Below are 17545 nucleotides of genomic sequence, written 5' to 3'. Positions count from 1 at the left end.
CTATAAAACGCATCGGGGAACGTCTTCACAAGGCTCTGTAATTTTATATTTCGGGATTATTTTTTCCGAAATGTTTTAAAACTAAAGGCAGGACGCTCATTTTCAGCTTCAAATTCTTCCTGTGCTGTTAAAGAAAACGCCGTCATATCAGGCAGATCAACCACCGTGTCGCCATCATAATCACGATATATTTCAGTTAACTCGATACAATCGGCGCTGTCCCAAAATTGTTTAAAAATATGCGCACCACCAATAACTGCAATTTTATCACTATATTGTCGGGCAAGTTTTATGGCTTCGGTTAAATCATGCGCTACTTCCGCGCCTTCCGCTTGCCAATCCGGCTTATGGGTCAACACGATATGCGGTCTTTTCGGCAATAATCCGGGCAGGCTTTCAAAAGTGCGCCGTCCCATAATCATCGGATGTCCTACCGTTAAGGCCTTGAAATGCTTTAAATCAGCCGGAATATGCCATGGCATAGAATTTTTAATACCAATTACCCCATTTTGGGCGCGGGCAAGAATAATCGTTATTTCAGGTGAATGCGGCATAAATTTATAAAACACCTAACAGCAGAGACAGAAGCCGAGCAAACTACAACAATTTTTGAATGATTTGTCGATATACAACAGAATATCATTTTCTCGCTCCCCCTAGCATCATACAAAATAGGAGGAAACCGCTAAGATTCTGATGAATAAAACAGCTCTGCCCTTGTTTTCTGCCTTAAAAATCAAAATTTTGACGTTTTTTTTATAATTCTGCTTGCCAGAAGATAACGCAGCCTATATGAGAGCCGTCATCAGGAAATGATAGGCTTTTCAAGCTTATCTGTAATCCGTCGGGGAATAGCTCAGCCTGGTAGAGCACTGCCTTCGGGAGGCAGGGGCCGGAGGTTCGAATCCTCTTTCCCCGACCATTTTCTTCTATAGCGGCAAAGCTGCTCATCCCTTAAAAACACACCTTAAACTCTTGATAATTCAAGAAATAATCTGCTTTTCAAAACATCGGAAAGCGGAACTGGACGCTTTTTGCGCGTCCTCTAAAAAATTATTCTTTTAATTCATCTGTAAAAATATTTTTATTCTATTATTTTAGAGTGATAGTCGAATAAATAACAAAGGCTATCGCATATGATTTATCATCTTGAACATATCGACTCTGCCAAAAATATGTATCGCTATTACCAGCTCTATCTATCCCCCAGTTTGTTCAATGACTGGATCATTAAAAAAGATTGGGGTCGTATAGGGCAAAAAAACAAACATCCCTTTCGGGAAGGCATTTCTTTCCCTTCCTTCAAAGAAGCCCAAAACGCCTTACAAAAATTCATCCAAAACAAAACACAGCATGGCTACAAACTTATGGATGTTCTCCAATAAGGAAACAGCGAAGCCTTGTTTCCAAAGCTTCGCTATTTCGTGACTTACCAAGAAGAAAATAGGGGGAGAGCGGTTATCACCCTAAATGTGGCTGGCCGTCCGAAGCAGTCGCGCCTCCATCAACAGGCAGATTTACACCGGTAACAAAGCGGGCGTCATCGCTGGCGAGGAAAGCCATAACTGAAGCAATTTCTTCAGCTTCAGGAATGCGACCCAAAGAAACTCTGTTTTTAAACTGGTTTTGTGCTGATTCCGGCCAATTCGCTGCCATCTTGGTTTTGACAAGGCATGGGCAAACCGAATTAACCCGCACGCCATCAACACCAGAATCAAGAGCCAAAGCGCGGGTAAAGTTAACAACAGCACCCTTGGTGGTACAGTAATAAACCATGCCCCAATCGCCACCTAAACCGGAAACTGATGCGGTGTTAACAATGCAGCCTTTCGATTTCACCAGATAAGGCATGGCAAATTTGGCGCAGTAAATAACGCCATCAATATTGACGGAAGATATTTTCTGCCAGTCTTCAACTGATGCATCCATGATCTTACCGGGGATCAAAATACCGGCATTATTGACCAGAACATCAATTTTTCCATATTTCTGGGCAACCTCATCCATCATTTTTTTGACGGCTGCCGCATCGGAAACATCAATCTTGTAAGGCCATGCACGATCTTTAGGTAAAGATTGGGCGACTTCTTCCGCATCTTTGATCTGCCAATCGGCCAAAACAACAATAGCACCTTCTGAAGAAAAACGCTCTGCAGCCGCTTTTCCCATTCCGTTACCACCGCCAGTGATAATCACGACTTTATCTTGGAAACGCATAATCTTCTCCTAACATTAGCTTTGATTGTTAAAACAAAGATTATTTATTTTTGTTTCAAAAAAATACCTTATTTTTTAGAAAAAATAATACAACGTTAACAAATTTTGAAAATAAACCGCATTGTCAAATGCGGCACCATTCAAAGAGCAAAAACAAAAAGCTTAAAAACCAAGCTCAAAAAAAAGACCGACAAATAAAATAAAATTTCTTACATTAAACATTAGAAAAAATTATAATCGAAAAATATGTTATAATTATTCATAACTATTTTAATTTTTCACATTCGAACTATCTATGCAAAATAATGCTCTAACGGCATAAAAATAAAAAATGGCACATTAGAATTATGCATATAAAAAAACATATAGGCCTTATGACTTGCCTGTTGCTCCTATTGGGTGGATGCGCCCTTTCCGAGGAAAGAAAAGTTATGGCCAGCCATCATCGCGTTTATTATCGCTGTGATGATGGACATGGGATGGACACATTGTTTCGAGATCTTAACCATGATGTCCAATTAACCTTCCTCCACGGCTCCGCCCTGACATTAAAACAGGTTCAAACCAGTAACGACGTCCGTTACGGCGATCTCAGCCACAGCCTCATTATCAAAGATAAATATATTGTCTGGAAAAATGGCCGCAATGCCCAACCGATAAACTGTTACCCAGACGACACCATGCTGATGGATCAGTCGGTTGACCGCCTTTCCTCCCCTTTTTCTGAACCATAGGTTGTTCTTTTTGGAATTTCAGGGATAAATAGCTTTCCCTTTTTTCTGTTTTGATGTCTGGCAATGACTTTAATGACGCTTGGAAGTTTTTATGAAGTAGTCGCATGGATGATAAGATTAACCATGCTTGTCATTGTGCCTATGCGTCGGACACCGCAAGCAGCTGGTAGCTGGCTGTTACTGATTTTCTTTCAGCCCGCTTTTGGATTATTTCTTTATCTTTTGATTGGTCAGGCGCGTTTTCCTGCATGGCGGGCAGAACGCTTTGCCAATCTTAAATCTTTTCTCGACGAACAAAGGCAAAAATTACAAGATTCAGTAGCGGCACTCTCGCCCGAAGCGAATGCTGCTGCCGATCTTGCGGAACATCTTGGCCATATGCCGGCACTTGCTGGTAATCAGATGCTCTATATTTCTGACTATCAGGCGCTTTTTGATCATCTGGCGGCCGATATCGACAAAGCCCAGCAACATATCCATCTAGTTATCTATATTTTCGACAGCGACCGTTCCGGCCAACAGATTATTTCTGCCTTAGGTCGGGCTGCGGCTAGAGGCGTTAATTGCCAGATTCTGATCGATGCTTTGGGTTCACGCCGTTCCGGTAAACAAGTGATCCGCCAATTAAAAAGTCTTGGCGTTGATGCTCGTGAAGCCTTGCCCTTCCGCCTTTTAAGAGGACGGACACGCGGTGATATGAGGAACCATCGGAAACTTTTCATCATAGATGGTAAAATCGGCTACGCTGGATCACAAAACATCATCAACCGCGACTGGCGACCGGGTGTTATTAATCAAGAACTGACCGTCAGAGTAGAAGGCCCCATCGTTTTCGAGATGGAAACGCTCTTCGCCATAAATTGGTATCTCGAAAGCGGAGAATTGCCGGACAAAATGCGGGATACGCCTCATCTGGTTCCGCCAGAAGAAGGCTCTCATATTTTACAGCTTTTACCCAGCGGAGCCGATTACCGCTTGGCAGGCTTTGAAACCATGCTGGTTTCCGGCATTTACGCCGCAAAAAAACAGATGGTGATTGTCACGCCCTATCTTATTCCAGATAGCGATCTACTAGCCGCTTTGAAAACGGCGGCTTTGCGCGGGGTCAGGATCGATATTATCGTCTCTAGAATTGCGGATCAAAAATTAGTCAGTCTGGCGCAAAAAAGCTATTATCAGGAATTACTCAACGCCGGTATTCACATCCACCGCTACCGGGATAAACTTCTCCACGCCAAACATATCAGCGTTGATAACAAATTGGCGATGGTCGGCTCCAGTAATGTCGATATTCGTTCATTCCTGTTAAATGAAGAAGTCAGCCTGATTATCTACGACCAAGAAGCGATCACCCAACTGCAAAATATCGAAATGGCCTATTTGCGTAATGCCGATGAAGTAAACAAGACCGCATGGCGTTTGCGATCTTGCCGCTGTAAAATCATGGAAAATCTAGCCAGATTGGTAAGCCCGCTCCTATAAAATGCGAGCATTTTTGCCTTACTCTACAGGTTTTCTTTCTGCTTTTCTTTCAGCCGGTAACGAAAATTACAAAAATCAGCGCCTTTCATAATCGTCTGACTTCGGCTCATTTCAATATCGGAATTATAACCTTGGATAAAAGACTCATCCCTTGTGCAAGACAGGATTGATCCTATCTCACCCAATCCCATTTCTCGATACATTTCGGCATAACGACATCGTGTGACGTTATAATCCAAATGCTGGTCATCACTGGCCAATATATCGACTTTCAAGGCGTCATCTTGCTCCCAAAGATATTGCATCGCTGCAAAATTTTCGAGAGTTGCTCCACCTTCTTGCTTGGCGGCCATTTCTTTTCCGGCACGTACCGCATCGGCGGTAATGGCCTCTTTTAAAACAGCCTGCGCCTTTTCTTTTCCGAAATGGCGAATCATCGCTTCATAGATCGGTTTGACAATCTCGGCTTCGATACGCCGCCGTTTTAAAATGCCCATTTCGGTGCCAGATTTGGCCGTCATCAAAGACATCCTTTCTTATCCGAAAATTTTAACTCGCCTCAGGTCGAAGCCTTCGACGATTTCAAATCTTTCAACGCTTCTTCCGCTAACAAGGCATAATATTCAGCCGCCGGTAGAATCGCCTTTTCATCAATATTAAAGCCTGGATGATGCAAAGATTCAGGGCTGCCCGTGCCAATATGAAAAAAGACACCGGGGCGATAATGAAGATAATGGGCAAAATCTTCGCCACCATTTTGCGGGGTTACATTATGGACAACATAGCCAAATTGACGTGCAATTTTAGCCGAAAAATCAGACCAATAATCTGTATTAATGACCGCTGGCGGGCCTTCATGCCATAAAAACTGTGCGCCAACATCCATCGCCTTCGCCATATAATAGATAATATCTCTCATCCGGCGCTGAATTTCTTTTCTTATTTCAGCATCAAAGGTTCTGACTGTGCCTTCCAATTCTGCTTTTTCAGGCAAGATATTCCATCCGCTACCGGCATTGATGCGGGTCACACTGATAATTGCGGATTGTTGGCTAGAAATATTACGGCTGACAATAGTTTGCAGGCTATTGATAATTTCTGATGCAGCCACAATCACATCAGCACCATTTTCGGGGTAAGCTGCATGTGCGCCAACACCGGCTAAATTGATCTCGAAACGATCAACATTCGCCATAATGGCACCATGGCAGGTACCAAATTCACCGACCGGCATATTCGGGGCATTATGAAAACCGAAAACGACATCAACATCATTCAAGACACCTGCTTTTATCAATTGCAAGGCACCGGAATAATTCTCTTCTGCAGGCTGAAATAATAAACGAATGGTACCGACCAAACGGGATTCATTCTGTTTTAAAAAAAGTGCGGCGCCCAATAAAACGGCTGAATGAAAATCATGGCCACAGGCATGCATCTTCCCTTTTTCCAAAGACGGACTGACGGCATCCGAGTTTTCTTCAATCGGCAAAGCATCAATATCCGCCCGTAAAGCGATCATAGGGGAACCATGACCGATTTCTGCTACAACGCCAGTTTTCAAATCATAAGGTAAAATACGAATTCCGGCTTCTTTCAGCCATGCGGTCAATTTCTTGGTTGTCTGGAATTCTTCGCCTGACAGTTCAGGATGTTGATGTAATTCCCGACGTAAAGAGATCAGCTTGTCTTCTAAATTCATTTTGACCTCACAATCTGAAAAATATTCCGGTTTCAAAAACCGCCCATATTCACAGCAGATAAAAGGGAGAGAACTTTCGCTCTAAAGAACCACTTTATAAGCCCAACCGTCATTTCGCTATCCAAGAAATTGTTTTTTGCAATAAAACAAAGAAGGCATATCATCGGGACATAAAACTGCGTTAGAATCACAATTTATAAAAACATCCTTCCCAGCCAAAGAGTAATGCCATGAGCCATATTCATTTTATCGGTAGCGGGCAGATGTCCGAAGCGATGATCAGAGCCATCATCAAGCATAAAACCGCGTCTAAAGGCGACATAACGGCTTATGACATCCGGCCAGAACGGAAAAAAGAATTACAAGAAAGCTATGGTATCACGGCTTTTGACAAAGACCGGAAAAATATCGAAGCCATCAAAAAGGCGGATATTATTGTCATCGGGGTGCGACCACAGGATGATTTAAAAGCCGTAGGGGCAGACATTGCCGAAAATGCCGATAAAAAAGCTTTGGTGGTTTCTATCGTTGCGGGTGTCACCCTCGCCCAACTAGAAAGCTTGGTCGGCAGCGACTATGCTATCGCACGCATTATTCCAAACACCTTAACCGATACCGGATTGGGCTATAGCGGTGTTGTCATCAACAGCCATGCAGACAAGGATTTAACCGAAAAATTTGTCTCCGGCTTTGGAAAAGCCCTTTTCCTCGATGAAAGCCTGATAGATATCTTTACCGGTTTCGGCGTCTGCGGGCCCAATTACGTCTATTATTTTATCGAAGCCTTGGTTGATGCCGGTGTTCTAGCGGGTCTTCCACGGGATATCGCTTGGAAAACGACCATGGAAAATTTGGTCGGATCTGTAAAAATGCTGGAATTATCAGGAAAGCATCCGCGCCAGTTGCTCGATATCAACAATTCACCGGCCGGTGTTGGCATGAACAGCCTTTTTGCCTTGAATCAAAGCGACTTCACGGCGGGTTTACAAAAAAGCGTCCTTGCCGCCGTCAAAAGAACAACCGAATTAGGCCAGAAGAAAGACTAACTTTTCACCTTCGCTATTCCCAAAAAGGCAGCGTAAAAAACGCTGCCTTTTCAAGAAAAGCTTCTTCATTAAAAAATCTGGGCGCAACCCGTTTCACCGTAAACTTCACCAGTGACATAGCTATTTTCAGCGCAAGCTAAAAAGACATAAACAGGCGAAATCTCGACTGGCTGCCCCGGTCTTTTCATCGGCGTGTTGGCAGCAAAATTGCTATAGGCTGAAGTCGGCTGACCACCCGAAACCTGCAATGGTGTCCAAAATGGCCCTGGTGCGACAGCATTTACCCGAATACCTCTCGGTGCCAATTGGATAGCCAATGCACGGGTAAAATTGGCAATAGCAGCTTTGCTGGTCGCATAATCAAGCAATATTGCCGAAGGACGATATCCTTGGGTCGAAGACGTGTTCACAATCGCTGAACCAGCAGGCATGATTTTCAATGCCTCTTTGCATAGCCAGAACATCGCATAGACATTGGTCTTCAAAGTATCATCAAAATCAGCCGTAGAAAGCGTCAGGATGGACTCGTTGTAATGCTGATGTCCGGCGATATTGGCCAGAATGTCCAAACCATCCAAACGCTTTGCTGCTTCCTGCACTAACTGGACACAGAAATTCTCATTCCGCAAATCTCCGGGCAAGGCAAAAACCTTATGCCCTTCACCCTGTAACAAGGAAACCACCTCACGGGCATCGGATTCTTCCTGCGGCAGATAATTGATAACAATATCAGCCCCTTCCCGCGCATAGGCAATCGCTGTCGCGCGACCGATTCCGGAATCACCGCCGGTAATCAAAGCTTTCCGCCCTTGCAGCTTGCCCGAACCACGATAACTTGTTTCGCCGTGATCTGGTCTAGGAATCATCTTGCTGGCCAAACCCGGCCAAGGCTGATCCTGTCCAGCAAAAGGTGCACGCGGATAGGCATCACGGGGGTCATACATCGTTTTGCCCCCTGTCACCGCAGGCTCTTTATCACGATTAGCAGCAGAGGCGGCAGTACTCAAACCAGAAACAAGCCCCGCCGTAGCAAGACCAGCCATCACATTGCGTCGTCCTTCGGAAATAGTTGGATTATTGGCCATCAGATATAGCTCCTCATTTATCCGTCATCCGGATATGACTCTCTTGAAAATCAGAGGTTATGAAAGAATCTTTTAAGGCCGAAAGCCGTCTCAAAACGGCATCCCGTCTATTACCCTTAACAACCAGCCTCAGGCTATATAGTTGCAAGAAACACCATTCTGGAGAAAAGGATATCTCCTTATTCCAGTCTTTTTGATTTAGACTATCGAATAAAATAAAGGCGCTATTTTCGGATTTATTGTTTATTATTTCTCAATAAAAACATAGCCTAACTAACCCATATGGCTCACGCCAATTATCTGGCCACAAACACTGCCAGACGATCGTATTTCTCAGGAAAAAAATGCCGCTGTCTTTACCTTTTTTACGTCTGCCGCCTTTCCCAAAGGCTACTGTCACGCTTGCCGATTTCGTTCAGCCTCGCATCCATACAGGGCAACCGCAGGATAATGCCCCATTGTCATTGCAAGAATCCGAAGCTCTTGTAAAAAAGCTGACTAAAATGCGGGTGGGCGGCGCTTTCTGGGCAACGCCTCTCCCTCAAATTTCTAGAAAACAGCGTATTTTCATTCCTGATGACCAACCAGACGCAGCACTTTTTGCGACAATGGCGAATAAGACCGACCTTTTTATCCTTTTGGATCAAAAGTCGGATACAGCTTTGGCTGAAAATTTAAAAAAGCAAGGATTCCGCGTTCATCTCGGCCTTTTTGATCCGTGGAGTCTCATCGGCCAGACACGGGAAATCATCTGTAGCGGGCGCTCGATTCATACGATCGACATCGGTCTTGTCGCTCGATTGGGCAATATGCCCATCAGATTATCGCCAACTGCCAGACCTGATTTCGCCAGCCTATTCGCTTCTCCTGATATGACAACGGCTGAATTGGTAAATCGCTTACTGGCGGCTTTCCAATATTACGATATTTTCACGAAAAAACCGATATCGCTCCGTCAGGCAATCGCTCAATTATCGGAATGGCGCGTTTTAATAGACAGCAACCGCCCGATAAAGGCGGCTTGTGGCATGGCGTGGTGGAAAAAACAGGCAATCCGAAGCTTCCTCTGGTCGGGAACCGATGAAACGCTTCCTATGCCTCGAAAAACAGAAGATGCTCTCGCTTTTCTGGATGAAAGAAAGGATGCTATCGCCCTATGGCCATCCCGCGAACCGACAGGATTACGCGCAGCTGTTGCTAAACAACATGCCCTTTACGAAGTCGAAGATGGTTTCATCCGTTCCGTAGGTCTTGGCAGTGGCCTCCACCCGCCCCTATCGATCGTGGTTGATAAACAAGGGATTTATTACGATCCAAGCCATCCTTCCGATATCGAAACCCTATTCAACCAGACCCGTTTTTCAAAAGAGCTGATCGACCGCACCAAAAAATTGATTACCCGAATTCAATCGGCACATATCAGTAAATATATGGGAACGGAGACCGAAGAATCCTTTTCTCTACCGACAGGAAAACGGATCGTCTTGGTCACAGGCCAAGTGGAAGATGACCGTTCGGTAAGATTGGGCGGCGGCGCAGTCAAAGGGAATCTCGATCTGCTTCGTCGGGCAAGGGAAGCCGAAGCCGACAGCTATATTATTTTCAAACCCCATCCCGATGTTGAGGCTGGCCACCGAAAAGGCTTCGTTTCACAAGGCGCCGCTGAAAAATATGCTGATATCGTCATCCGCCATTACCCGATTGCAAAATTGCTCGATCAGGTTGATGCTGTCCATGTATGGACATCCCTAGCCGGTTTTGAAGCTCTGCTTCGCCATCGCGAGGTCATCTGCCATGGCACACCTTTTTATGCTGGCTGGGGCTTAACGCGTGACCTAGGTCATATTCCCGCCAGACGGAAAAGACGGCTTGATATAACAGAGCTTGCAGCCGTTACACTTATTCTCTATCCGCGCTATCTTGATCCCGAAACGGGCGTGCCCTGTTCACCGGAAGTTCTGATAGAAAGGCTTATCGATACGCCAAAGGCCAAAATGACGCCGGTCACATGGATACGCCATTTCCAAGGCAAATTTTGCACGGCTCTTCGGCGGGCAACGGTAAGCAACCCACGCGCTGGTAAATCGTAACAACCTGAGCAGGGGCATAGGAGGATTGATGACAGACAGCGGTTCTTCAAATCAGGCTCTGAACGACGCATCAGAAGCTAGTGATGGCGAAATTATCCTTGATGTTTCATGGCTGACTGAACGCGCCGGAAAAGCCGTCATGACTGACGGCATCAGCCGTATCGAAATGGCATGGATAAAATTACTGATCGGCTGGTTTTCCGATCGGGTTGTTTTTTCCCGTTTAAATCGCTTCGGACGCTACGGACGTTTATCGCAAACGGCCGTTTTAAACATGATCACCCAGACAGAAAATGTCTGGCAAAAAAACCAAGCCCAGAATTTTGGGCAAAGCTGTAAACAAAGCTTTTATCAAGCCAAAGCCTTGATCGAATTATGGCCACATCTTTTCAAGCCGCAAAACGGCATCAGAATTCTACTGCAAGCCTCGCCACATCATCTTGATAACGAAGCGGCCTTAAAAAACATTCTGGAAAAAGAACAGGCCAGCTTTGTCTGCCTGATTTATGATACGGATCAGCTTGACTATCCGGAATATATCAAACCGTCAGAATGGCAGAATTTGCGGAAACGGCTCGATATCATCGCCCGTTACGCCGATTGCGTTATCGCGGACAGCGAAGCCACCCGAAACCGTTTTCTGCCTTTCATGGCAGAAGCCGGACGCAGCATTCCAGTTGTTACCATACCCCTTGGCGCAGACGGCCTTCCCAATCTGAAATTACAAAACACCGCACCAAAAACAGGACAACCGCCGGAACATCCCTATTTCCTTGCGATTGAATCCAATCACTCTGCCAATAATACCGGAATGCTGGTCGCAGTCTGGAAAAGACTCATTCTTCAATTCGGAGAAAAGGCACCAGATCTGCTGATCTTGGGACATGATCGAAAAGAGTCGCCCAAACTAGAAGAAATGCTGGCGCGCAATCCTGATCTCCGCCGCCATATCCGTTTTTATGAAAGCGTGAACGATCAACAACTAAGCCTTATGATGCAACAAGCGCGGGCTTTGTTAAAACCCGCTTTTTTTGCACGACGCGGCATGGTTATCGCCGAAGCTTTGCGCCACGGATTACCCGTCATTGCCAGCGATATTGCTGTCTATCGCGAAATCAGCAGCCAAATGGCCGATTACATCGATCCTCTTAATGGTGCGGCTTGGGAAGAAGCGATCAGCGAATATATGAATCCCTTCTCCTCGCGGCGACAAACGCAGGTAATGCGGCTGAAAGGTTGGCATCCAATGCTATGGCAAGATCACATGAGAAAAGTGCTGGCTGTTATCGCGGCACAATCATAACTTATGGGCAGGCGATCATTCGACCATAAAAATGACCAAGGCTTTGATATGAATTTTGCTTTCAAAACCGTTAAAAGATTTATCATTCTCATAGCAGGAGGCTTTTTCATGACCACAGCCCAAGCCGGAACGGTGCCATCGCCAGATAATGCCACCATAGCCGCCCGCGCCCTTTTGAAAGAGGTCGGAGCCGAAAAGTTCACTTCTCCTGATTTTCACCCGGGGAAATTACAGCATATCGTCCTGTTCCGTTTCAAAAAAACTGCCACAGAAGCCGATCGCCGCGAAGCAACCCGCCGTTTTCAGGAACTGGCCAAAACATCCAAAAGACCCGATGGAAAAGCCGTGATCGTTTCTATTGAAACCGGTTCACAAAATAGCGGCGAAGATGCTGGCATGGGCATGGATCAAGGCTATATTGTCACGTTCAATTCCGAAGGTGATCGTAATTATTATGTCGGTCGCCCGCTTATAAATGATCCGGCGTTATTTGATCCGGCTCATGAAAATTTCAAAGCCTTCGTAGGCAGCTTTTTAGAAAAAGCACTGGTCTTCGATTTTAAAGTCGCCAATAAATAGGCCATTCTTTTTTGCCGCCTTGCCAGCCGACATAAAGCGATAGCCTTTCCTCTGGCAAAAGGCAGAATGGATAAGATCGTCCTTTTATTTTCCACGAAATCAGAAAATAGCTGTTTTTGTCTTTCTTAAACAAAGATCATTTTCTCAGAAAAGAACGATTCCCTATGCAACAAGCCGATAACCCGCTGCCTGTTTCCGATAAAGTCGGGGTGCTACTCGTCAATCTTGGAACACCTACCGCGCCAACGGCAAAGGCCTTGCGGCGTTATCTCGGGCAATTTCTCTCTGATCGGCGGGTTATCGAATTACCGCCCGCCTTATGGCAAATTATTCTGCAGGGCATTATTCTACCTTTTCGCTCCCCGCGCTCTGCCCGTGCTTATAAAAAAATCTGGACAAAAGATGGCTCTCCACTGGCGGCCATTACTGCACAGCAATCAAAAGCTCTGCAACAACACATGCCGAATATCGTTATTGACTATGCCATGCGCTATGGGGAACCCTCTATTCCGTCGCGTATTGAAAAACTGATCGCCAGCGGTTGCCGCCGTATTTTGCTAGCACCGCTTTATCCGCAATATTCCGCGGCCAGCACCGCCACCGTGCAAGATGAAGCCTATCGCTATCTACAAAAAATCCGCTGGCAACCAGCCTTACGCAGTCTGGAATCCTATTATACCCATCCCGCCTATATTCAGGCTTTAAAAATCAATCTTGAAAAACAACTCGCCAACCTAAACTTCAAACCAGATTGCCTACTCCTCAGCTATCACGGCATGCCCGTCAAAACGCGGGAAGAGGGTGACCCCTATTATTATCAATGTATGGCAACCAGTCAGGCGTTATCATCGGTTTTAAATATCAAGATTATAACCAGCTTCCAATCCCGCTTCGGCTCACAAAAATGGTTCACGCCTGCAACGGATGTGACATTGCAAAATCTGCCACAGCAAAATGTCCAAAATTTGGCCGTTGCCATGCCGGGATTTGCCGCTGATTGTCTCGAAACACTGGAAGAAATTGCCTTGCAAGGCAGACAGACTTTTCTTGATGCAGGCGGCAAAAATTTTGCGACCCTTTCCTGCCTGAATGACAGCGAAGAAGGTATATCAATGCTTAAAACTTTGGTGGAACAGGCCATTTCTGGCTGGTTATAAGAAACATAGGGACAGATAAAATGCAACCTTCAGACGGTGCTTCTGTGCCTTATCATGGATTGGTTAAACGGTCGGTCATGATTGCTGGTCATTCGACTTCAATCAGTCTTGAACCGTTTTTCTGGCAAAATCTGGAACAGGCCGCGCTAAAACGCGACCTCCCCCTAAATGCTCTCATCGCTCGTATTGATGCCGAAAGAGTAAAGGCCAACGATATCCCTAATCTGGCAAGCGCCCTTCGGATATGGTTGTTCTTTACCCTCTGGCAGGAAAAAGAAGCTCTAACTCACAATCTACTCAATGAGAGTGCATAGCGATCAAAATAATAATGATCGGCACTGCGACACCCAAAGCCACCAATGGCCATGTTGACCGCCGTTTCTTGGCGTGAATTTGCAAAAGCCAGATGCCGCTTATGGAAAAGATAACACAAGCAATGGCAAAGGCATCAATGAATAGCTGCCATACCGAACCGACGTGACCGCCACGATGTAAATCATCAACAAAGCCAATCCAGCCTCTTGATGCATATTCATAATGAACATGGCCGTTATCGCGTTCGATCAATAATCTCTCGCGGCCACCCAGTTGCGGCATCACAAAATAAACGAATTTATCCGTCCAAAAGGCCTGTTTCTTTACCGGAAAATGGTTGTCTTTTAACCATTGTACCACATTATCCGGCAAAGGCTGACTGACTTCCTGCGAAGCAAGCTGCCCCCAATCAAAACCACCCTCTTTTACTTTTGCGGGATTTTCCTCTGCCTTTTTCAAAGGCTGCTGCAATGCCGGAACCATATTCAACGGCAATTCAGCCTGCTTTTCTGTCGTTGTAATATGCGGCGCGAAAATACCATGATCATGATTCATCATGAATCCAGTCACGGCAAAAAGAAGCATCGCGACACAGAAGATAGCGGCGCTAACCCAATGCCATAAGCGTACCTGCTTTTTCAGAATATTTTGAAAACGCGAGGTATTCTTTTTCCCTTTTGCTGATCTAGGATCAAAGGTATTTTCAGAGGAAGAAACAGATGTTTGCGCATGAGAGGATGGAAGCATCAAAAAGACCCATAATGAAAACAAAATAATGGCTAACCGCCAACTACAATACCCTAACGCCTTTTTTTACCAAGTCCATTATTATAATATATTATTCTTTAAAAACCAATTTGAACAATTTTTACATTGTTGAGAGCTTTTTATTGCAAAAGACTCAGCTGCTCTGGCTGTTGATCTTTCGGCTGAACCACAACCTTTCCATCATGGAAAACCAGATTTAGCTCGGCAAGCTGCTTGGCTGTCTTGGCATCACCGACCACATGCCCGTTCTTATCCTCAACACGGGCATATCCTTTGGCTAAAATCTTATCGGGATGCGCCTGTTCTGCGACCCGCCATAACTGATCCAGATTTTTCTGCCATACATTCAAACGGGATATCACTAAATCCGCCCGCAAATGACAAGCGGCTAATTGATCAGATTTCTGTTGCCATTTCTGTTTGATTAAAATGGGCTGCAATTTCTCAGCCAAAAATCCAAAGCGTAAAGAGGTATGCGATAAACGCTGCTGATAGGCTTGCTTCAAACGGCCAAAAGCTAAATCAACCCGCTGCTGCTCTTGGGCAATAAAACGCTGACCAGAGGGCAAGCGACATGCTGATAATCGCGCTTGCTCGCGGGCAATTCTTGCCGCCAATAATGATGGCCTTAAAGTCGCCGCATAGGAATCCAATTTATGACGCGCATTCGCCATCCGGTCGGAAATATGGCGATCCAACTGCAAGGATCTATCGTCAAATAACTGGACAAAAGGCGCCATCAAACGCTCGCCATCGGGCAAACGACGACGTACCGCTTCAAACCGTTCTTCCGATAATTTATAATAGCGGCTAACCGCATTATTCATCCGCAAATGAAGCGTATTGAGACCCGTTGCCAATTCGCTTCTTACTGGAACCGCCAATTCAGCCGCCGCTGTTGGGGTCGGCGCACGTAAATCGGCCGCATAATCACATAACGTCGTATCGGTTTCGTGACCAACCGCTGAAATCACGGGAATAGAAGAATCCGCAACCGCTCTAACCAAAATTTCTTCATTAAAAGGCCACAGATCTTCCAAAGATCCGCCGCCGCGCGCGACAATCAACAAATCCGGCCTTGGGATACTATCGCCCGCTTTCAAAGCAGAAAAACCTCTAACGGCGGCGGCTACTTTAGCGGCGGCTTGATCTCCCTGCACCGGAACCGGCCATAAAATAACATGGGTCGGGCAACGATCAGCCAAACGATGCAAAATATCACGGATAACCGCCCCCGAAGGCGAGCTAACCACCCCGATAATTTTCGGCATAAAGGGCAAAGCGCGCTTTCGCTCAGGGCTGAATAGCCCTTCCTCCGCCAACGCCCGACGCCGCTGATCAAGCAAGGCCATCAACGCCCCTTTACCGGCGATTTCCAAGCTTTCAATGACCAATTGATAACGGGAATTACCGGCATAGGTTGTCAAACGTCCGGTAGCGATAACTTCCATGCCATTTTCAGGCCGAAACTTAATCCGTGACACAGAACCGCGCCATATCACCGAATTCAAAACCGCTTTTTCATCCTTCAATGACAGATAGCAATGCCCTGACGCCGCTTGGGTAAAACCGGTTATTTCCCCTCTGACCCGAATATGGCTAAAAGCATCTTCAACAGTGCGTTTCAAAGCGCCAGAAATTTCGGATACAGAAAAGGCACGCACATTGTCTGTTGCGCTAGAGTCAGCTAACAGATCAGAGCCATCAAAAGAGAAAGAATTCATGAACGTCCTGCTTATCGGAACCGGCGGCCGCGAACATGCTTTGGCATGGAAGATTGCCCAGTCGCCATCACTTGATACCTTATATGCCACAACAGGCAATCCCGGTATAGCAAAACTGGCTAAACCGGCAGCCCTGACTGTAACAGATCATTCGGCTGTTGTCCGCTTTTGTCAGGACAACCATATTGATCTGGTGGTTATTGGCCCCGAAGCGCCGCTTGTCGATGGTTTAGGAAATAGCCTGCGTGCCGCCAATATTGCGGTATTCGGGCCCGACAAAGCCGCAGCCCAGCTCGAAGGTTCAAAAGGTTTTACGAAAGACCTTTGCGCCCGCTACAATATTCCGACGGCGGGCTATAAACGCTGCCGCAGCGCCGAAGAAGCCTTAGCCGCCCTTGATCATTTCGACATCCCCGTTGTCATAAAAGCCGACGGCCTCGCCGGAGGCAAAGGTGTCATTATCGCCGAAAGCCGATTGGAAGCTGAACAAGCTATTCAAGATATGACGGCGGGCGCATTCGGTAATGCGGGTCTCGAAATTGTTGTTGAAGAATTCATGCGCGGCGAAGAAGCCAGCTTCTTTGCAATCAGCGACGGCGAAAATGTTCGCCCTTTCGGCACGGCACGCGATCATAAACGGGTTGGCGATGGTGATACCGGCCCCAATACCGGCGGTATGGGAGCTTATAGCCCCGCAACAAAGCTGACGGCTGATCTTGAAAAAAGGGTCATGCAAGAAATCGTTACCCCGACCGTTCGGGCGATGAAAGAACAAGGCATGCCCTTCGTCGGTATTCTCTATGCCGGATTGATGCTGACCAATGAAGGCCCCAAACTGATCGAATATAACGCTCGCTTGGGCGATCCTGAATGTCAGGTGCTGATGATGCGGCTGAACAGCGATATCCTGCCGTCACTTTACGCCGCCGCTATCGGGAAATTGCAGGATCAACCTGCGCCTGAATTTTCCAATGACTACGCCGTCACGGTTGTTGTCGCGGCACAAGGCTATCCGGCCAGCCCGAAAAAAGGCGGCATCATCACCAGACTTGATGAAGCCGAAGCCTGTGGCACAGTTGTTTTTCAGGCAGGCACGACCCTCGACAACCAGACTTTAAAAGCCAGCGGTGGTCGGGTGCTGAATGTCACCGCCAAAGCCGCCGATTTCAACGCAGCCCGCGATCTTGCCTATCAGGCCGTCAATATCATCGACTATCCCGATGGATTTTGGCGCGGTGATATCGGTTTATAAATTTAAATTCCTTCTATCCTCTGCCAAATCGGCCATAAAAACCTATTTATAGGACAGAAATTAGATACTTCAGACGAGAAGGCTTGCTTTC

Annotated in this window: 17 protein-coding genes and 1 tRNA gene; 11 read left to right on the top strand and 7 right to left on the bottom strand. The window is 46.2% G+C overall.

Annotated features, from left to right (window positions below):
- Positions 1–56 precede the first annotated feature (56 nt).
- On the bottom strand, positions 57–554 hold the full coding sequence (locus tag FBY58_RS01835) for a dihydrofolate reductase (RefSeq protein WP_141919226.1): 498 nt from the start codon (positions 552–554) through the stop codon (positions 57–59).
- 291 nt (positions 555–845) lie between these two features.
- On the opposite strand from FBY58_RS01835, the gene FBY58_RS01830 reads away from it, so the two are divergent.
- Both FBY58_RS01830 and FBY58_RS01825 read left to right on the top strand, forming a co-directional pair.
- Positions 846–922, top strand: a tRNA-Pro gene (locus tag FBY58_RS01830).
- 214 nt (positions 923–1136) lie between these two features.
- Positions 1137–1385 carry a WGR domain-containing protein gene (locus tag FBY58_RS01825; protein WP_141919225.1) on the top strand — a complete coding sequence of 83 codons (249 nt, stop codon included), beginning with the start codon at positions 1137–1139 and terminating at the stop codon, positions 1383–1385.
- A gap of 76 nt (positions 1386–1461) precedes the next feature.
- On the opposite strand, the gene FBY58_RS01820 is transcribed toward FBY58_RS01825, so the two are convergent.
- On the bottom strand, positions 1462–2217 hold the full coding sequence (locus FBY58_RS01820) for an SDR family NAD(P)-dependent oxidoreductase (RefSeq protein ID WP_141919224.1): 756 nt from the start codon (positions 2215–2217) through the stop codon (positions 1462–1464).
- Between the two features lie 347 nt (positions 2218–2564).
- Here FBY58_RS01820 and FBY58_RS01815 point away from each other — a divergent pair, with 347 nt between their 5' ends.
- Together FBY58_RS01815 and cls are read left to right on the top strand one after the other, a co-directional pair.
- On the top strand, positions 2565–2951 hold the full coding sequence (locus FBY58_RS01815; RefSeq protein WP_141919223.1) for a hypothetical protein: 387 nt from the start codon (positions 2565–2567) through the stop codon (positions 2949–2951).
- Positions 2952–3014: 63 nt separating this feature from the next.
- Positions 3015–4433, top strand: coding sequence for a cardiolipin synthase (gene cls, locus FBY58_RS01810; protein ID WP_141919222.1), 1419 nt, complete (start codon positions 3015–3017; stop codon positions 4431–4433).
- Between the two features lie 23 nt (positions 4434–4456).
- Here the strand turns inward: cls and FBY58_RS01805 are convergent, their stop codons facing one another.
- Positions 4457–4954 carry an L-2-amino-thiazoline-4-carboxylic acid hydrolase gene (locus tag FBY58_RS01805; RefSeq protein ID WP_141919221.1) on the bottom strand — a complete coding sequence of 166 codons (498 nt, stop codon included), beginning with the start codon at positions 4952–4954 and terminating at the stop codon, positions 4457–4459.
- A gap of 38 nt (positions 4955–4992) precedes the next feature.
- Positions 4993–6135: a M20 peptidase aminoacylase family protein gene (locus FBY58_RS01800; protein WP_141919220.1), complete on the bottom strand. Its 1143-nt coding sequence runs from the start codon at positions 6133–6135 to the stop codon at positions 4993–4995.
- A gap of 230 nt (positions 6136–6365) precedes the next feature.
- On the opposite strand from FBY58_RS01800, the gene FBY58_RS01795 reads away from it, so the two are divergent.
- Positions 6366–7181, top strand: coding sequence for a pyrroline-5-carboxylate reductase (locus tag FBY58_RS01795; RefSeq protein WP_141919219.1), 816 nt, complete (start codon positions 6366–6368; stop codon positions 7179–7181).
- A 68-nt stretch (positions 7182–7249) separates the two neighbouring features.
- Here FBY58_RS01795 and FBY58_RS01790 read toward each other — a convergent pair whose 3' ends face one another.
- Positions 7250–8266, bottom strand: a complete 1017-nt coding sequence (locus FBY58_RS01790; protein ID WP_141919218.1) for an SDR family oxidoreductase — start codon at positions 8264–8266, stop codon at positions 7250–7252.
- 344 nt (positions 8267–8610) lie between these two features.
- Between FBY58_RS01790 and FBY58_RS01785 the strand changes: the two genes are divergently transcribed.
- The 5 genes from FBY58_RS01785 (at position 8611) to FBY58_RS01765 (ending at position 13709) form a co-directional block, all read left to right on the top strand.
- A complete protein-coding gene (locus tag FBY58_RS01785; RefSeq protein ID WP_141919217.1) occupies positions 8611–10356 on the top strand; it encodes a capsular biosynthesis protein in 1746 nt (581 codons plus the stop codon).
- Between the two features lie 28 nt (positions 10357–10384).
- Positions 10385–11659, top strand: coding sequence for a glycosyltransferase family 1 protein (locus tag FBY58_RS01780; RefSeq protein ID WP_141919216.1), 1275 nt, complete (start codon positions 10385–10387; stop codon positions 11657–11659).
- Positions 11660–11767: 108 nt separating this feature from the next.
- The gene (locus FBY58_RS01775; RefSeq protein ID WP_141919215.1) at positions 11768–12238 is read left to right on the top strand and encodes a Dabb family protein; all 471 of its coding nucleotides are present in this window, start codon (positions 11768–11770) and stop codon (positions 12236–12238) included.
- A gap of 164 nt (positions 12239–12402) precedes the next feature.
- Complete coding sequence (hemH, locus tag FBY58_RS01770) at positions 12403–13395, top strand: ferrochelatase (RefSeq protein WP_141919214.1); 993 nt, start codon at positions 12403–12405, stop codon at positions 13393–13395.
- Between the two features lie 20 nt (positions 13396–13415).
- The gene (locus FBY58_RS01765; protein ID WP_141919213.1) at positions 13416–13709 is read left to right on the top strand and encodes a ribbon-helix-helix domain-containing protein; all 294 of its coding nucleotides are present in this window, start codon (positions 13416–13418) and stop codon (positions 13707–13709) included.
- Here the strand turns inward: FBY58_RS01765 and FBY58_RS01760 are convergent.
- Positions 13693–14457, bottom strand: coding sequence for a PepSY-associated TM helix domain-containing protein (locus FBY58_RS01760; protein WP_141919212.1), 765 nt, complete (start codon positions 14455–14457; stop codon positions 13693–13695). The two genes, FBY58_RS01765 and FBY58_RS01760, sit on opposite strands and share 17 nt — an antisense overlap.
- Before the next feature lie 140 nt (positions 14458–14597).
- Positions 14598–16202 carry an exodeoxyribonuclease VII large subunit gene (gene xseA / locus FBY58_RS01755; RefSeq protein ID WP_141919211.1) on the bottom strand — a complete coding sequence of 535 codons (1605 nt, stop codon included), beginning with the start codon at positions 16200–16202 and terminating at the stop codon, positions 14598–14600.
- On the opposite strand from xseA, the gene purD reads away from it, so the two are divergent.
- Positions 16201–17454: a phosphoribosylamine--glycine ligase gene (gene purD, locus FBY58_RS01750; protein WP_141919210.1), complete on the top strand. Its 1254-nt coding sequence runs from the start codon at positions 16201–16203 to the stop codon at positions 17452–17454. The two genes, xseA and purD, sit on opposite strands and share 2 nt — an antisense overlap.
- The last annotated feature ends 91 nt before the right edge of the window (positions 17455–17545 follow it).

Source organism: Zymomonas mobilis (genome assembly GCF_006715975.1).
GTDB classification, from domain to species: domain Bacteria; phylum Pseudomonadota; class Alphaproteobacteria; order Sphingomonadales; family Sphingomonadaceae; genus Zymomonas; species Zymomonas mobilis_B.
This window is presented reverse-complemented; position numbering and strand designations above follow the sequence as displayed.

What these genes read in the sequence shown, in the direction of transcription:
- FBY58_RS01835 (WP_141919226.1), bottom strand. Translation starts at nt 554, where the DNA reads ATGCCGCATTCACCTGAAATAACGATTATTCTTGCCCGCGCCCAAAAT.
- FBY58_RS01825 (WP_141919225.1), top strand. Translation starts at nt 1,137, where the DNA reads ATGATTTATCATCTTGAACATATCGACTCTGCCAAAAATATGTATCGC.
- FBY58_RS01820 (WP_141919224.1), bottom strand. Translation starts at nt 2,217, where the DNA reads ATGCGTTTCCAAGATAAAGTCGTGATTATCACTGGCGGTGGTAACGGA.
- FBY58_RS01815 (WP_141919223.1), top strand. Translation starts at nt 2,565, where the DNA reads ATGCATATAAAAAAACATATAGGCCTTATGACTTGCCTGTTGCTCCTA.
- cls (WP_141919222.1), top strand. Translation starts at nt 3,015, where the DNA reads ATGACTTTAATGACGCTTGGAAGTTTTTATGAAGTAGTCGCATGGATG.
- FBY58_RS01805 (WP_141919221.1), bottom strand. Translation starts at nt 4,954, where the DNA reads ATGACGGCCAAATCTGGCACCGAAATGGGCATTTTAAAACGGCGGCGT.
- FBY58_RS01800 (WP_141919220.1), bottom strand. Translation starts at nt 6,135, where the DNA reads ATGAATTTAGAAGACAAGCTGATCTCTTTACGTCGGGAATTACATCAA.
- FBY58_RS01795 (WP_141919219.1), top strand. Translation starts at nt 6,366, where the DNA reads ATGAGCCATATTCATTTTATCGGTAGCGGGCAGATGTCCGAAGCGATG.
- FBY58_RS01790 (WP_141919218.1), bottom strand. Translation starts at nt 8,266, where the DNA reads ATGGCCAATAATCCAACTATTTCCGAAGGACGACGCAATGTGATGGCT.
- FBY58_RS01785 (WP_141919217.1), top strand. Translation starts at nt 8,611, where the DNA reads ATGCCGCTGTCTTTACCTTTTTTACGTCTGCCGCCTTTCCCAAAGGCT.
- FBY58_RS01780 (WP_141919216.1), top strand. Translation starts at nt 10,385, where the DNA reads ATGACAGACAGCGGTTCTTCAAATCAGGCTCTGAACGACGCATCAGAA.
- FBY58_RS01775 (WP_141919215.1), top strand. Translation starts at nt 11,768, where the DNA reads ATGACCACAGCCCAAGCCGGAACGGTGCCATCGCCAGATAATGCCACC.
- hemH (WP_141919214.1), top strand. Translation starts at nt 12,403, where the DNA reads ATGCAACAAGCCGATAACCCGCTGCCTGTTTCCGATAAAGTCGGGGTG.
- FBY58_RS01765 (WP_141919213.1), top strand. Translation starts at nt 13,416, where the DNA reads ATGCAACCTTCAGACGGTGCTTCTGTGCCTTATCATGGATTGGTTAAA.
- FBY58_RS01760 (WP_141919212.1), bottom strand. Translation starts at nt 14,457, where the DNA reads ATGCTTCCATCCTCTCATGCGCAAACATCTGTTTCTTCCTCTGAAAAT.
- purD (WP_141919210.1), top strand. Translation starts at nt 16,201, where the DNA reads ATGAACGTCCTGCTTATCGGAACCGGCGGCCGCGAACATGCTTTGGCA.
- xseA (WP_141919211.1), bottom strand. Translation starts at nt 16,202, where the DNA reads ATGAATTCTTTCTCTTTTGATGGCTCTGATCTGTTAGCTGACTCTAGC.